We start from the raw sequence: 14,915 nt of genomic DNA on the forward strand, positions 1-14,915 counted from the left end.
TTCAGACGGCCGGCTTCTCTTCGAGGCGCGGGAAGAGGATCTCGCCCTTGGTGACGGTCGACCCGGCCGGCAGCCGGCCCCAGTCCGCGACGGTGGCGATGGTCTGGTCGGCGAGCGCGCCCAGCCCGGCTTCGGCGCCCAGCGAGTCCCAGAGCTTCTCGGCGGTGACCGGCATCAGCGGGTTGAGCAGCACTGCGGTGGCCCGCAGCGCCTCGGCGGCCGTGTAGAGGATGGTGGCGAGCCGCGCCTGCCCGGCCTCGGACTCGTCCTTGGCGACCTTCCAGGGCTCCTGCTCGGTGAGGTAGCCGTTGACCTGCTTGACGAACTCGAAGATCGCCGCGATGCCGCCCGCGAAGTCCAGCTCCTCGCCGATCTTCCGGTCGGCGGTCTGCACGGCCGTGGCCAGCCCCTCGGCGACGGCCTGCTCGGCCTCGCCGGCGGCGGTCGCGGCGGGCAGCGAGCGGTCGAAGTACTTGCCGACCATGGCCGCGACCCGGGAGGCGAGGTTGCCGAAGTCGTTCGCCAGCTCGGAGGTGTACCGGGCGGTGAAGTCCTCCCAGGAGAACGAGCCGTCGGTGCCGAACGGGATGGCCCGCAGGAAGTAGTACCGGTACGCGTCCACGCCGAAGTGCGCCGTGAGGTCCTGCGGCGCGATGCCGGTCAGGTTGGACTTCGACATCTTCTCGCCGCCGACCATCAGCCAGCCGTTGGCGACGACCCGCTTGGGCAGCGGCAGCCCGGCGGCCATCAGCATCGCGGGCCAGATCACCGCGTGGAAGCGCAGGATGTCCTTGCCGACCAGGTGCACGGAGGCGGGCCACAGCCGGGCGAAGCGCTCGGGGTCGGCGCCGTACCCGGCGGCGGTGAGGTAGTTCTGCAGCGCGTCCACCCACACGTAGAGCACGTGCTTCTCGTCCCAGGGCAGCGGCACACCCCAGTCGAAGGTGGAGCGGGAGATCGACAGGTCCTGCAGCCCCTGCTCCACGAAGCGCAGCACCTCGTTGCGCGCGGAGGCGGGCGCGATGAAGTCGGGGTTGGCGGCGTAGAACTCGAGCAGCTTCGGCCCGTACGCGGAGAGGCGGAAGAAGTAGTTCTCCTCCTCCAGCCACTCGACCGGCTTCTTGTGGACCGGGCAGAGCTTCACGTCGTCCGTCGCGCCGGGGAGCAGCTCGGCGGGGAGCTTGTACTCCTCGCAGCCGACGCAGTACGGGCCCTCGTAGCCGCCCTTGTAGATCTCGCCCTTGTCGTGCAGGTCCTGGACGAACTCCTGCACGCGGTCGGTGTGCCGCTGCTCGGTCGTCCGGATGAAGTCGTCGTTCGCGATGTTCAGGTGCTGCCAGAGCGGCTTCCAGGCGTCCTCGACCAGCTTGTCGCACCACTCCTGCGGGGTGACGCCGTTGGCGTCGGCGGTCCGCATGATCTTCTGGCCGTGCTCGTCGGTACCGGTGAGGTACCACACCTGCTCGCCGCGCTGGCGGTGCCAGCGGGTGAGTACGTCGCCCGCGACGGTCGTGTACGCGTGGCCCAGGTGCGGGCGGTCGTTCACGTAGTAGATCGGGGTGGTGACGTAGTACGCCGAGGTGGTGTTGTCTGCAGAGGCCGCCATGGCCGAAATCTTAGCCGCGCGAACGAACCGCCCTCGACCCGATTCTTCGAGGGCGGTGACGTCCGGGCGGCGGTTACGGGCGGCGGCGTTCAGGCGGCCCGGCGGGAGAAGCGCTGGTACCAGCGGCGGCGCGGCTCGCCCGACACCGGCACCGGCGCGGCGGAGGCGGGCTCGGCGTGCGGGGCGAAGCCCGGTGCCGGGTACACCGAGTGCTCGGCCGTGGCCACCCGGCCCTCCCGCATGATGCGGACGGTGTGCCCGCCGCAGCCCGGGCAGGTCGGCTTGAGCAGCGGCGAGGGGACCCGGACGCCGTTGGCGTGGTACTCGATCACGGTGTTCCCGTCCCGGGCCACGTGGTGCTCGATGTCGTACGCCTGCTCCCACCCGTAGCCGCAGCTCAGGCAGGCGAAGGAGTACGCCTCCCGCACGGTCTCCAGGGGGATGTGCGGCCGGGTGGTCAGCCCGACAGCCGCGTCGCTGCTCAGCTTGCCACTCAGAGGGCTACCGATGGTCTCGCTCATAGCCGTCTCCCAGCGCCCTCCGGACGTTCGTCCGGCTCGGGTCTTCCATCCCAGGGAATGCCCCGGATCCTCACTCCGCCACCCGGCTTGCCAAGACTTGGCTCTGAATTGGAGCCACCTGTACGAAGTCAGGGCCAAAGCTTCAGCTCAGCGGGCGTTTATCGAGTGCTCCTTACCCAAGGTACGACCACGAAAAGCGGCAGGCACCACCCTGTGCGGGGTCAGAATCCGCTGTCCGGGCGACTACTTGATCTTCGCGGCCACCACCGCGTCGAAGACCTCGCGCTTGGGCAGGCCCAGCTCGATCGCGACGGCCGCGATGGCCTCCTTGCGGTGCTCCCCGGCCTCCTCGCGGGCGGCGACCCGGCGGGCCAGCTCCTCGGGGGTCAGCGAGGACGGCGCGGCGGGCGGGGCGCCCGCGACGACCACGGTGATCTCGCCCCGGACGCCTTCGGCGGCCCAGGTGGCGAGTTCGCCGAGCGGGCCGCGCTTGACCTCCTCGTACGTCTTGGTCAGCTCGCGGCAGACGGCGGCGGGGCGGTCGGCGCCGAACGCCTCCGCCATCGCGGTGAGCGACTCGGCGATCCGGTGCGGGGCCTCGAAGAAGACCATGGTGCGGGGCTCGGTGGCGACCTCGGCGAGCTGGCGGGCGCGGTCGCCGGTCTTGCGGGGCAGGAAGCCCTCGAAGGTGAAGCGGTCCACCGGCAGCCCGGAGAGCGCGAGCGCGGTGAGCACGGCGGACGGGCCCGGCACGGCGGTGACCTTGATGCCGACCGCGACGGCGGCGTCCACCAGGCGGTAGCCGGGGTCGGAGACCGACGGCATCCCCGCGTCGGTGACCAGCAGCACCCGGGCACCGCCCTGGAGCGCCTCGACCAGCTCCGGGGTGCGGGCCACCTCGTTGCCCTCGAAGTAGGAGAGCACCCGGCCGGTCGGGGTCACGCCGAGGGCCTGGGTGAGGCGGCGCAGCCTCCGGGTGTCCTCGGCGGCGATCACGTCCGCCGAGGTCAGCTCGGTGAGCAGCCGGGGCGGGGCGTCGGAGACGTCGCCGATGGGGGTCCCTGCGAGTACGAGTACACCTGTCACAGGCCCATCCTCGCAGTAGTCGGGGCCGTTCCCGCGCGGCCGGACACCGCCCCGGCCGATTGGTGACGAACCGGGCAGCTTCGGAGCGGCCCATTGCCCGCTCATCGCGCGCCCCTACGATGTGGCGGGTGAGCGGCGACCTGGCACCTGAGACGCCTATTGGCGTGGACCACACCGAGCAGGGTGGCGTGGATCTGCTGAGCGGCACCCCCGTCGTGCCCGCGCAGCGCGAGGCCGGGCCGGTGCGCTCGGCCTGGCAGCGCGGACTGGAGCGGTACGGGTACCGGGCGCCGGACCGCTCCGGCTACGCCGAGCGGCTGGTGCCGCCGATGCCGGACGGCCGGGGGGTGACGCCGCGCCGGGTGCCGCCGTCGCCGCTGCTCGCCCGCCTGGGCATCGTGCTCCCGGCGGCGCTCTGGTCGTGGCTGGTCCGCTGGGCGGGCTGGCTCGGGCCGATCGGGGTGGCGCTGTTCGGCGGCCTGCTGCGGTTCACCAGCCTGGGGCAGCCGAACGCGGTCATCTTCGACGAGACGTACTACGCCAAGGACGCGTACTCGCTCTGGCACGGCGGCTACGAGACCAACTGGCCGGACGACGCCAACAACAAGATCCTCGGCTCGCCGCAGTCCATCCCGTTCCGCACCGACCCGTCGTACATCGTCCATCCGCCGGTCGGGAAGTGGGTGATAGGTCTCGGCGAGCAGCTGTTCGGGATGCATCCGTTCGGCTGGCGGTTCATGGTGGCGCTGCTCGGCACGGTGTCGATCCTGATGCTCGCCCGGATCGGGCGCCGGCTGTTCCGGTCGACGCTGCTGGGCTGCGTGGCCGGGCTGCTGCTGTCGGTGGACGGGCTGCACTTCGTGATGAGCCGCTCGGCGCTGCTCGACCTGGTGGTGATGTTCTGGTTCCTGGCCGCCTTCGGCTTCATGCTGCTCGACCGGGACCGGACCAGGGCCCTGATCGCCCGCCGGACGGCCGACCGCCCCGGCGGGGACTGGCTGCTGCTCGGCTGGCGCCCGTACCGGCTGGCCGCCGCCGTCTCGATCGGGCTGATGGGCGCGACCAAGTGGAGCGGCATGTACGTGCTGGTCGCGTTCTGGCTGCTCGGCGTCTGCTGGGACGTCGGCGCCCGGCGGCTCGCGGGCTCCCGGAGCCCGCTGCTGTACGGGCTCTGGGACGCGACCGTCGCCGGGCCGCTGCTCCTGCTGGTGGCGAGCACGGTGTACGTCGCCTCCTGGACGGGCTGGTTCCTGAGCAGCACGGCACCCGACAAGGGCGGCTACGGGCGGGACTGGGCGCTGCACCGCGCCGGGCTCTCGCCGGAGTACGTCCAGGGCGTCCGGATGCCGTTCCGGGTGGACCTGACCTGGGTGCCGGACGCGCTGCGCAGCCTCTGGCACTACCACGCGTCGATGTACGACTTCCATACTCATCTGACCAGCCCCCACACGTACCAGTCGAGCCCGTGGAGCTGGCTGGTCCAGGGCCGGCCGGTGTCGTACTTCTACGACTCGCCGAAGCTCGGCCAGAACGGTTGCAAGGTCAACGAGTGCGCCCGCGAGGTGCTCGCGATAGGCACGCCGCTGCTGTGGTGGGCGGGCACGGTGGCGCTGGTGTACTGCCTGTACCGCTGGGCGCTGCGGCGGGACTGGCGGGCCGGTGCGGTGCTCTGCGCGGTGGCGGCCGGGTACCTGCCGTGGTTCCTGTACCCGACCCGGACGATCTTCCTCTTCTACGCGGTGGCCTTCGTCCCGTTCCTGGTGCTCGCGCTGACGATGATGATCGGGGCGATGATCGGGCCGAAGAACGCCTCGCGGGACCGCAGGACGGTCGGCGTCGTGGGTGCGGGGCTGCTGATCGTCGCGATCATGTGGAACTTCCTGTACTTCTACCCGCTGTACACGGGACAGACGATCCCGATGGACGCCTGGCGGGCCCGGATGTGGTTCACCAGCTGGATCTGACACAACGGTATGTCCCGAAACGATGACAACCCGGGCCCTGGGGCATGTGCTCCAGCACTCCGTGCCTAGGGTGACTCGACCGTACCGACAGCCAGACCAACGGGGGACCGCACATGAACAAGGGCGGAAAGATCGCCATCGCCACCGTCTGCACCATCATGCTCGGCGTGGGTGGCTACGGCGCGTACTCCATAACCAGCTCGCTGACCAGCAGCTCCACGACGGCCACGAAGACCCCGAAGCCCCGGACGGTGCTGGACCAGCCGCCCAGCGCCGACCAGGCCGCCACCGGCGCGAAGGCCTTCCTGGACGCCTGGTCCAGCGGCAACCTGACGGCCGCCGCCGCCCTGACGGACGCACCGGACGCGGCCATGACCGCGCTCACCGCCTTCCAGACCAACGTGAAGCCGAGCGCGCTCACCCTCGTGCCCGGCCCTGCGGGGCAGCCCGTCTCCACCCCCTCGCCCTCCCCGAGCTCCTCGGTCTCCGGCGCGCCGGTGTCCCTGCCCGCCAACCAGGTGGCGCTCGGTTTCAAGGCCACGGTCGAGTTCGCCGGTACCACGAACGTCTGGAACTACACCGGCGCGCTCGGACTGGAACAGATGAGCGACGGCAAGGCCGCCGTGCACTGGACGCCGACCGTGATCCACCCGCACCTGGCCGACGGCGAGAGCATGGCGGTGAAGGCGGTCTTCGCGCCGCCGTCCTCCGTGGTGGACCGCCACGGCAAGTCCCTGAAGGGCTTCGCCTCGCTCGACCAGCTGCTCGGCTCGTTCAACAACGCGGCCGCCGGGACGCCGGGCGACGCCGGCCAGAGCGTGGTGATCACCGACAGCTCGGGCAAGAAGCCGGACGAGAAGCTCTTCGCGATCACCGACCCCAAGCCCGGGAAGCCGCTCAGCCTGACCCTCGACGCCAAGGTGCAGGCCGCCGCCGAGGCCGCGCTGAACAGCGCCGGCTCCGGCCTGTCCGGTTCGGTGGTCGCGATCGAGCCGAGCACCGGGAACATCCTGGCCATCGCCAACAGCCCGGCCACCTACAACCGGGCCTTCCTCGCCGCGCTCGCCCCCGGCTCGACCATGAAGGTGATCGACGCCGCCGCGCTGCTGGAGGCCGGCATCAGCCCCAGCGCGAACATGCAGTGCCCCGACCACACGGTGGTGTCCGGGCAGACCATCACCAACGACGAGAAGGGCGACCACCTGGACTACACGTTCGCCCAGGACTTCGCCCAGTCCTGCAACACCGCCTTCATCCAGCAGGGCATGAAGACGCTGACCGGCAGCCAGCAGGCGGACACCGCGAAGGAGGTCTTCGGCCTCGGCCCGGTCTGGTCGACCGGGCTCAAGATCCAGCCGCCGAAGATCCCCGTGCCCACCACCGCCAACCAGCGGGCCTCCGACCTGATCGGCCAGGGCACCATCACGATGAGCGCGCTGGCCATGGCCTCGGTCTCGGCGACCGTCCAGAACGGCACCTTCCACCAGCCGATCCTGGTCCCCGGATCCACTCAGCTCCCCGCCGACCGCAACCTCTCCAGCAGCACCCTGGACGCACTGCGCAGCATGATGCGGCAGGTCGTCACCGGCGGCACCGCAGCCGGCGTGTCCGGGATGCCCAGCGGGTCGGGCGCGAAGACCGGCACCGCCGAGGTCGGCAACCAGGCCAAGTCCAACAGCTGGTTCACCGCCTTCAGTGGCAACCTCGCGGTGGCCGTCGAGGTCGAGAACGGCGGCCACGGCGCGGACACGGCCGGACCGGTGGCGGCCAAGGTCCTCCAGGTCGGCAACTGAGACCGACCGGCAATCGGGGGCGGCCCAGGTGCGTACGGCTGCGGGTCAGGCCTTGCCGTAGACCGCCGCGACGTTGTCGGTGGCCGGGTGGGTGTGGGCGGCCGGGCCGGTGGCGAAGGCCCGGAGGAGGTTCTCGGTGACCTTCTGGGTGAGGTCTCCGGCCTTGGCGTCCATGCCGTGGTCCCCGCCGCCGCCCGGGCCCTGGGCGTCGAGGGCCTCGACCCACCGCATGGTGCCGCTGCCGAAGACCCCGGCACCGCTCGGCGCGGTGTAGTAGGCGGCGTCGGAGTAGCTGTGGCGGCCTTCGCAGACCACCGGGGAGTGGGCCAGGATCTCGATCGGGCGGGGTGTCGGGAAGCCGGTGTCGACCCGGTCGTACTCGACGCCGACCAGGTGCGGGAAGCTGTCGCCCTTCTGCACACCCGTCCCCGCGAACAGCCAGTGGCCGGGGTTGGTGACCACGTACGGGGCGTCCACCGGGTAGCCGTCGTAGATCACGCCGAGCAGCGAGCTCTCCGGGTCGGCGCCGGGCGGGGAGCGGAAGTCGGTGGTGGCGGGCTTGCCCGCCTGGTAGCCGGGGTCGTCCTTGTACGCGGTCTTGTAGCAGACCACCACCCGGCCGGGGCCCAGCTCGGACGGGTCGTAGCGGACTCGGCGGAAGCAGCAGTTGGCTCCCAGGATCGCCACGTTCGTCCCGGCGTCACGGGCGGCGGTGACGTGCTGCCGCTGCTCGGGCGACCAGTACTCGTCGTGGCCCAGCGAGATCACGGCGGTGGCGCCCCGCAGCAGATCGGGCTCGGCCGCCAGCTCGACCCCGGTGACGTACGCGAGCGGGAGGCCGAGCCGCTCGGCCAGGGCGATCAGCGGGGCCTCGTACGTCAGGAAGAGCCCCGCGCCGTCGTCGTACTGGTACGGGCGGTCGAAGGTGACCTGGAGCGAGCGGGTCGGCAGGCCGCCGCTCGGACCGTTGTAGAGGTTGTAGCCGCCCCACTCGTTGTACGCCTGCCAGGTGGCGACGGCGTTCACGATCACGGTCTTCCCGGCGGTGGTACGGGATCGGACGGTGACGGGCACGAAGCGCTGTCCCGCACCACCGTCGGCGTCCAGGCGGAGCAGGTAGCTGCCCTCCGGCCAGCCCGTGGTGTCGACGGTGGTGGTCCTCGCCCAGCCCGTCCGGACCATCCGGGTCTTCGGGTCGACGGTGGCGGCGGGCTGCTTCTGGCCCGCGATACGAGCAGACTTCCAGACCAGCCGGGCCCGGGCACCGCCGTACCAGCCCATCCGGTACGCCGAAACGGTGAATCCGGGCGCGGTGGTGGACACGTGCAGGCCGAACTGGTCGCCGGGGAACACGCTCACCCGGTCGGCGAAGCCCTCGACGGCCCGCTGCGGACCGGCGTTGGAGACACCCCAGTCGGCGTTGCCCGGGCGGGCGTTCTCGGCCTGGGCGCTCGGGCTCGCGGACGGGCTCGGGCTCGCCGTGCCGGTGCCGTCCACTGCGTTGCCCCGCAGGTCGGCGGACGCGCCCGATCCCAGCGCGCCGGGCCCGCAGGCGCTCAGCCCTGCCGCCGCGCCGACGGCCAGCCCGAGGAAACGCCGCCGGTTGGTGCCCGGGATGCTCCCGGGCACCGCTCCGGTGTCCTGCGGACGCTGCTGCTCATCCATGCGATCGACTCCTGTGCCGCCGGCCCAGCCTGTCTTCTGCCGCCCCCTATCGTGCCGCACGTCGCAACCGGCTCGGCGACGGCTCCGCCTGACGCACTGCGGCCTCGAACGACTCGGACGGCTCGGACGGCTCGGACGGCTCGGACGGCCGGATCAGCCACCTGCGGCGTCCGGCGGCCAGCCGGGGCCAGAGCACCAGGACGGCCGGCAGGGCGAGGTACCCGAACCGCCCGGCGGGGGCGAGCGCGAAGGCGACGGTGAGCCCGGCGGCGAGCCGGTCGCAGGCGGCGACCGCGCCGGGCGGCGGGCGGAGCAGCAGCCACCAGGTGACCGCGAGACCGCCCAGGCAGAGCAGGGCCAGCGAGAGGACGTGCCCGGCGGGCCCGAGTCCCGCCAATACCCTGCCCGGCAGCGGGCTGCCCGCCGGGGTCGGTACGGCGGTCAGCCCGAGCGGGAAGCGGACCACCTGCTCCGACATCACCCGGGCGTGGGTCAGGGCGAGCGGGAGGATGACGGCGGCGCTCGCCAGCAGCGCAGTGCCGGCGGCTCTGGCGGCCGGGCGCCGCCCGTACAGCCGCCAGAGCAGCAGCGCGGCGACCGGCAGGGCGGGCCAGGCCGTCCACTTGAGGGTGCAGGCGAACGCGAGCACCAGCCCGGCGGGGACGGCCCGCCCGTTCGCGGCCAGTGCCAGCGCCAGGCAGCAGACCCCGATCAGCGGCAGATCCACCCCGCCGACCGTCAGCGCGAGGGCGATCAGCGGCGAGGCGGTGAGCGCCGCCAACGGCAGCCAGAGCGAGCACCCGGACGGCCCCCGGCGCAGCAGCCGGCCGCAGGCCAGCAGGCAGCCGAGGAAGGCGGCGGCGAACCAGAGCCGGGCGTCCCCGAGCAGCAGGCTGACCGGGTCGGCGTTGCCGAGGATCGCCCGGGGCAGGCCGAACAGCGTCATCATCGGCAGGTACGGGTTGTAGTCACTGGCCAGCACGGGGTGCGGCAGGTACGGGACGCCGGTGTGCACCAGCAGGTCGGCGGAGCGCTCGACCACTATCACCTCGGACTGGCGGCGGCCGCTCAGGGAGAGCAGCACCAGCGGGACCAGTACGGCCCCGAGCAGCGCCGCCCCGGCGGCCGCGCGCGCCGCGATCCGGCGTGGCAGCGCGAGGCGCAGCAGTGCGGCGACGGCGTACGCGGGAGCGGCGAGAGTGCCCCAGACGATCTGGTTGGGCACGGCGGAGGCCAGCGGGAAGACCGCCGCCCAGGCTGCCGCGCCGGCCCAGCCGACGGCCTGTACCGGTCCTCGTCGCGCCAGCTCCATGGTCGAAGGCTAGAAGCGGGAGACCCGGCGGAGTGGGAGGCGCGTGGAGCCGTCAGCCGGTGAACAGGTTGCGGCCGACGTCCTTCGGCACCACGTCCTGGACGGGCTTGCTGCCCGGGCCGGGGATGTGGGCGCCGGGGACGGGCTGGTTGCCGACCCGGTGCAGCAGCACCACGCCGTCCTCGGCCCAGATCTGCTGGTAGCCGTGGGCCAGCAGCAGCTGGACCCGGTCGGCCTGCTGCTGGGCGGAGAGGAACGGGAAGGTGCGGACCTCGGGACGGATCAGTACGTAGTCGCGTCCGCGCGGCGTCCCGTCGACCAGGACGGCGTCCGTCCGGGCGGTGAGCCGGGGCACGATCTGGTTGTCCGCCTCGACGGACGCGCCGTCGGGGATCAGCGCGGCGGCCCGCACCATCGCGGCGGCGCTGGTCTTGGGCGTCCAGTCGGACGGGAGCAGCAGCGAGCCGAGGCCCAGCGGGACGGCGGCCAGCAGTGAGAAGACGGCCACCGTCAGCCCGAGGCGGCGCGCGGCGCGCCGGGTGCGCTGCTGGGCGTGCAGGCGGCCCAGGGTCTCCAGCGTCGCCGTCAGCAGGATCGGCCAGAGGAAGGCGTCGTAGTGGTGGGCGATCGACCAGTGGTTGGGGTTGTCGGAGAGTATTCGCTCGGTGAGCAGCGGCAGGGCGCAGAGCGCCGTCGCGGAGCGCAGCGGCAGGGCGAGCAGGGTGCCGAAGAGCCAGAGCACCAGCAGCGGCTTGACCGTCGTGCTGAACGCCGAGTCCAGCAGCAGCATCGGGTCGCCGAGCACGTTCCGCAGCGCCGACCCGGCGTCCGGGCCGATCTGCCCGTAGTTCCAGTAGTAGCCGGGCTGCCCGCCCATCGCGGGTATCAGCCAGCTGATGGCGGCCACCGAGACGACCGGCCCGCCGACCAGCAGGCCCGCGCCGTACGCCAGGCCGCGCCCGTCCCGGACCCGTCGGCTACGGAGCAGGAGCACCAGGCCGTAGGCGCCGACCATCAGCCCCATGTCCTCCTTGGTGCAGCAGATCAGCGCCGCCACCAGGGCGACCGTGCCGTACTTGCGGGCCATCCCGCGCTCGAACATCAGCAGCGTCAGCGGGACGGCGAAGGCCACCTCGTGGAAGCCGCCCCGGGCCGCCGCGAGCAGCGGCCAGCCCAGCGCGTACACCAGCCCCGCCAGGTCCGCCGCCCGGCGGACCGTCCTGGCGGCGCTCGCGGCGAAGGTGCGCGCGGCGATCCGGCGGACCAGCGGGACACCGGCCGCGAACAGCAGCGCCTGGCCGAGCATCAGCGTGCGCGGGTCGTTCCACACCCAGTACAGCGGGGCCAGCAGCGCCAGCACCGGCGAGAAGTGGTCGCCCAGCAGCGAGAACCCGGGCGGGAACTCGTGGTGGTAGCTCTTCACCTCGGAGATCGGCAGCCCGAAGTGCGCGTAGCCGCGGATCCCCTGGTCGAATATCGACAGGTCGAACCCGCCGATCTGGACGGCCGACCACTGCTGCAGCCCGAGCGCAAAGGCGACCACGAAGCAGAGCAGCATGAGCAGGAGGGTCCGCCGCCGACCGGACCCGGCGGCGGCCGCCGGGGTCAGGGGAACGACCGGGGCGGCGGACGGACTGAGCGCGGTGGCCGCGTCGGACATCGCGCCCCGAGACGTGGGCATGGCGGAGGACCCCCAGGGGTTCGTCGACGGCTCGGTCCCAGTGACCGGAGAACAAGCTCCCCACGGTAACCGAGCCTTATTTTCAGGCCCGTGACGGGCATCACGTCGGCCGTCACAGTGCTGTCACAGCTGTGCGGAGCGGTGGTGGTTTACCCGACGGGCCATCGCAGCACGGTGACGCCGCCCTCGGACCCGACGACCTGGTACCCGACGCTCTCGGCCAGCGCCAGCTGTGCCCGCTCCCCGGCCGGGGTGAGCGGCCAGCCCATCGGCTGTCCGTCGTCCACCGCGAGCCACTGGGCCGTGGACCAGGGCTGCTGGGGCAGGCCGAACACGAACACGGTGCAGCGGTCGGTCAGTTGCGGTACCAGCCGGTTGGAGGCCGCCACCCTGGCTCCGGACGGGATCCGCGCCAGCAGCGAGTGTGCGGCCTCGGCCCGGACCGACGAGCGCCAGAAGCCCGGCGTGCCGAGCTGCCCGAGCGGGTAGCACGGCAGCAGGAACAGCGTCGCCGCGAGACCGACCGCCGGCGCCCCCCGGGTCCAGCACGACGACAGCGCCCCGCCACCCCGCCTCGACAGCACGTCCACGAAGGCCGCGAAGACGATCGGCATCAGCACCACGCTGTAGTGGTAACTCGTGCCCCAGTAGGCGGGGTTGCTGGAGAGCATTCGCCAGGCGAGGGTGGGGACGGCGATCAGCAGCAGCGGCGAACGGATCGCCAGCAGGGCCGTCGGGGCGAGCAGCAGGAGCAGCGTCCTGGCCTTCTCCGCCGGGGTGACCAGCTCCAGCGGCAGCGACAGCAGGCTGTGTCCGCCGGCCCCGCCCAGCGTGCTCCAGTAGGCGAAGCTGCCGCCCGGGTTCATCGCGGGCAGCAGCACCAGCATCTCCAGTGCGCTGGCGGCCAGGCCGAACACCACCGTCCACAGCCCGAGCCGACGCGCTCCCCGCCAGCAGACGTACCCGCCGACGGCGGCGACGGTGACGCCCAGGTCCTCCTTCACCAGCACCAGCGGCGCGGCCCAGAGCACTGCCGCCCGCCAGCGCTGCTCCCCCAGCGCCACCACCGAGAAGGCGACCAACGGCACCGCGAAACTGACCTCGTGGAAGTCGAAACCGACGGCGGAGGCCACGCCCCAGGAGGCGCCGTACCCGACCCCCACCAGCACGGCGGCCACCGTGCCGAGCCGCCGCAGCGCCCAACCGCTCAGCGGCACCACCGCGAGCGCGAGCAGCGCGGCCTGGCCCAGCAGCAGTGCCTTGGCGCCCGGCCAGAGCCAGTACAGCGGCGCGAGCAGGGCCAGCACCGGTGAGAAGTGGTCGCCCAGCAGGTTGAAGCCGTCCGCCTTCAGGGCCACGATCGGCCCGTGGCCCTCGGCGTAGCCGCGTACCGCCTGCTCGAAGATGCCCAGGTCGTACCCGGTGGTGAGGACCAGGTCGTGCCGTCGGAAGGAGTACAGGGTGTAGAGCGCGAAGAAGGCGAGGGCGAGGCCCCAGGGGAGGTACCGCGCGGGCCGGCGCTCGGCGGCCTGCCCGGGTATCTCCGGTATCGCGGCCGCTTCCGCTGTGTCCGATGTCTCCTGGGTCCCCGCTGTCCCTGGTATCCCGACTGTCCCGGCTTCGCTATTCGTCGAGTCGACTGCCGCCAACCTGCCCATGCCTGTTCCCCCCCGGAGATTACGCGCCTCTCTGGTACGAGAACTGGTTCCCGTACGTCGCAGATCTGGCAGATCATGCCAGACGAGTTGTCAGCCCCCGGTGAGAACGGCGCGCATCACCGACTTCGCGATCGGCGCCGCCAGCCCACCGCCGGTGACGTCCGTCGCGCTGCTGTCCGCGATCACCACCGCGACGGCGACCGGCGGGACGTTCCCGGAGCCGCTCGGCTTGGCCCAGGAGATGAACCAGGCGTACGGCACCCCGGTGTTGTCCACGCCGTGCTGGGCCGTACCGGTCTTGCCACCGACGGTGGCGCCGCTGATCCGGGCGTTCCGACCGGTACCGTTCTCCACCACGTCCGCCATCAGCTGCTGCACCTGCGCGGCGACGCCCGGGCTCATCGCCTGCTTGTAGGTGGTGGGCTTCATGAGCTGGACGGTGCTGCCGTCGCTCCTGGTCAGCTTGTCCACAAGCTGTGGATACATCACCGTGCCGTTGTTGGCGACGCCCGCCGCGACCATCGCCATCACCAGCGGGGTGGCCGCGGTGTCGAACTGCCCGATCGAGGACAGGGCCACCTGCGACTGGTTCATCCTGGTGTCGAAGTTGCTGCGGGCGGGCCGGACCGGGATGTCCAGTTTCGGGTCGTTGAAGCCGAAGTTCTCCGCCATCGAGACCATCCTCCCGAGCCCGACCTGCGCGCCGAGATACCCCATCACACTGTTGCAGGAGTAGACCATCGCGATGTCGAGGGAGAGGCCCGCCTGATCGCAGGAGGAGGTGTCGTTGACCAGCTCGGTGGTGGTACCCGGCAGAATGTACGGATACGGAGCACCCGTGCTCGCGTTGAGGTCCGTCACCACTCCGTTGGAGAGCGCCGCAGCCGCCGTGACGACCTTGAAGGTCGACCCCGGCGGGTAGATCTGGCGGAGCGCCCGGTTCAGCAGCGGCTGGTTGGTGTCGGCCTGCAGCTTGTTCCAGGCGTCCTGGTCCGCGTTGGACGAGCCGGCGAAGGTGCCCGGGTCGTACGAGGGCGTGCTGGCCAGCGCGAGGATCCGGCCGGTGGCCGGCTCGATCGCCACGACCGCGCCCTTCTGGCCGCCGAGCCCCTGGGTCGCCGCCTGCTGGGCGGCCTTGTCGATGGTGGTGTAGACGTCGCCGCCGGGGTTCTGCTTACGGGCGACCTCGTCCCAGACCGCCCAGCCGGCCAGGCGGCTGTCGGTACCGGTCAGCAGGCCGTCCTCGACGCCCTCGAGCTGGGTGTTGCCGAAGACCTGCGACGAGTAGCCGGTGACCGCCGCGAACTGGGAGCCGTCGGTGTAGGTGCGCTTGTAGTCGTACCGGCCGCCGGTCGGCGCCGAGCCGGTGACCGGCTCGGCGCCGACCAGGAGGTTGCCGCGCGGCTGGGCGTAGCGCTGGATGGTGAGCCGCTGGTTGGCCGAGTTGTGGTTCAGCGAATCGGCCTTGAAGACCTGGACGCGGGTGGCCTGCACGGCCAGTGCGACGATCAGCAGCAGGCAGAACGTGCCCGCCCGGCGGCCGGTGACGGAGATGCCGGGCAGTCCCTGCGGGCCGTTGGCCGAGCCCTTGGGCCTGTCCTTGCCGGGCCCGTCCTGACCGGGCTTCTC

10 protein-coding genes are annotated in these 14,915 nt (G+C 72.0%); 2 read left to right on the plus strand and 8 right to left on the minus strand.

Annotation, left to right across the window (positions count from 1 at the left end; genetic code table 11):
- Position 1 precedes the first annotated feature (1 nt).
- The 3 genes from metG to rsmI all read right to left on the minus strand — a co-directional run bounded on the left by metG (position 2) and on the right by rsmI (position 3,213).
- Complete coding sequence (metG, locus tag P3T29_RS13205) at positions 2 to 1,606, minus strand: methionine--tRNA ligase (protein WP_280716586.1); 1,605 nt, start codon at positions 1,604 to 1,606, stop codon at positions 2 to 4.
- An 89-nt stretch (positions 1,607 to 1,695) separates the two neighbouring features.
- Positions 1,696 to 2,127, minus strand: a complete 432-nt coding sequence (locus P3T29_RS13210; protein WP_280716587.1) for a hypothetical protein — start codon at positions 2,125 to 2,127, stop codon at positions 1,696 to 1,698.
- A 243-nt stretch (positions 2,128 to 2,370) separates the two neighbouring features.
- Positions 2,371 to 3,213: a 16S rRNA (cytidine(1402)-2'-O)-methyltransferase gene (rsmI, locus tag P3T29_RS13215; RefSeq protein WP_280716588.1), complete on the minus strand. Its 843-nt coding sequence runs from the start codon at positions 3,211 to 3,213 to the stop codon at positions 2,371 to 2,373.
- Positions 3,214 to 3,332: 119 nt separating this feature from the next.
- Between rsmI and P3T29_RS13220 the strand changes: the two genes are divergently transcribed.
- Together P3T29_RS13220 and P3T29_RS13225 are read left to right on the plus strand one after the other, a co-directional pair.
- Positions 3,333 to 5,177, plus strand: a complete 1,845-nt coding sequence (locus P3T29_RS13220) for a phospholipid carrier-dependent glycosyltransferase (protein ID WP_280716589.1) — start codon at positions 3,333 to 3,335, stop codon at positions 5,175 to 5,177.
- A gap of 113 nt (positions 5,178 to 5,290) precedes the next feature.
- Positions 5,291 to 6,970, plus strand: coding sequence for a penicillin-binding transpeptidase domain-containing protein (locus P3T29_RS13225; protein ID WP_280716590.1), 1,680 nt, complete (start codon positions 5,291 to 5,293; stop codon positions 6,968 to 6,970).
- A gap of 45 nt (positions 6,971 to 7,015) precedes the next feature.
- Here the strand turns inward: P3T29_RS13225 and P3T29_RS13230 are convergent, their stop codons facing one another.
- The 5 genes from P3T29_RS13230 to P3T29_RS13250 all read right to left on the minus strand — a co-directional run bounded on the left by P3T29_RS13230 (position 7,016) and on the right by P3T29_RS13250 (position 14,840).
- Positions 7,016 to 8,635, minus strand: coding sequence for a N,N-dimethylformamidase beta subunit family domain-containing protein (locus P3T29_RS13230; RefSeq protein ID WP_280716591.1), 1,620 nt, complete (start codon positions 8,633 to 8,635; stop codon positions 7,016 to 7,018).
- 46 nt (positions 8,636 to 8,681) lie between these two features.
- A complete protein-coding gene (locus P3T29_RS13235; RefSeq protein ID WP_280716592.1) occupies positions 8,682 to 9,947 on the minus strand; it encodes a hypothetical protein in 1,266 nt (421 codons plus the stop codon).
- 52 nt (positions 9,948 to 9,999) lie between these two features.
- The gene (locus P3T29_RS13240; RefSeq protein WP_280716593.1) at positions 10,000 to 11,628 is read right to left on the minus strand and encodes a DUF2079 domain-containing protein; all 1,629 of its coding nucleotides are present in this window, start codon (positions 11,626 to 11,628) and stop codon (positions 10,000 to 10,002) included.
- 149 nt (positions 11,629 to 11,777) lie between these two features.
- On the minus strand, positions 11,778 to 13,286 hold the full coding sequence (locus P3T29_RS13245) for a DUF2079 domain-containing protein (protein WP_280716594.1): 1,509 nt from the start codon (positions 13,284 to 13,286) through the stop codon (positions 11,778 to 11,780).
- A gap of 90 nt (positions 13,287 to 13,376) precedes the next feature.
- The gene (locus tag P3T29_RS13250; RefSeq protein ID WP_280716645.1) at positions 13,377 to 14,840 is read right to left on the minus strand and encodes a penicillin-binding transpeptidase domain-containing protein; all 1,464 of its coding nucleotides are present in this window, start codon (positions 14,838 to 14,840) and stop codon (positions 13,377 to 13,379) included.
- Positions 14,841 to 14,915: the final 75 nt, after the last annotated feature.

Source organism: Kitasatospora sp. MAP5-34 (genome assembly GCF_029894335.1).
GTDB lineage: Bacteria > Actinomycetota > Actinomycetes > Streptomycetales > Streptomycetaceae > Kitasatospora.

What these genes read in the sequence shown, in the direction of transcription:
- metG (WP_280716586.1), bottom strand. Translation starts at nt 1,606, where the DNA reads ATGGCGGCCTCTGCAGACAACACCACCTCGGCGTACTACGTCACCACC.
- P3T29_RS13240 (WP_280716593.1), bottom strand. Translation starts at nt 11,628, where the DNA reads ATGCCCACGTCTCGGGGCGCGATGTCCGACGCGGCCACCGCGCTCAGT.
- P3T29_RS13210 (WP_280716587.1), bottom strand. Translation starts at nt 2,127, where the DNA reads ATGAGCGAGACCATCGGTAGCCCTCTGAGTGGCAAGCTGAGCAGCGAC.
- P3T29_RS13245 (WP_280716594.1), bottom strand. Translation starts at nt 13,286, where the DNA reads ATGGGCAGGTTGGCGGCAGTCGACTCGACGAATAGCGAAGCCGGGACA.
- P3T29_RS13225 (WP_280716590.1), top strand. Translation starts at nt 5,291, where the DNA reads ATGAACAAGGGCGGAAAGATCGCCATCGCCACCGTCTGCACCATCATG.
- P3T29_RS13220 (WP_280716589.1), top strand. Translation starts at nt 3,333, where the DNA reads ATGTGGCGGGTGAGCGGCGACCTGGCACCTGAGACGCCTATTGGCGTG.
- P3T29_RS13235 (WP_280716592.1), bottom strand. Translation starts at nt 9,947, where the DNA reads ATGGAGCTGGCGCGACGAGGACCGGTACAGGCCGTCGGCTGGGCCGGC.
- P3T29_RS13230 (WP_280716591.1), bottom strand. Translation starts at nt 8,635, where the DNA reads ATGGATGAGCAGCAGCGTCCGCAGGACACCGGAGCGGTGCCCGGGAGC.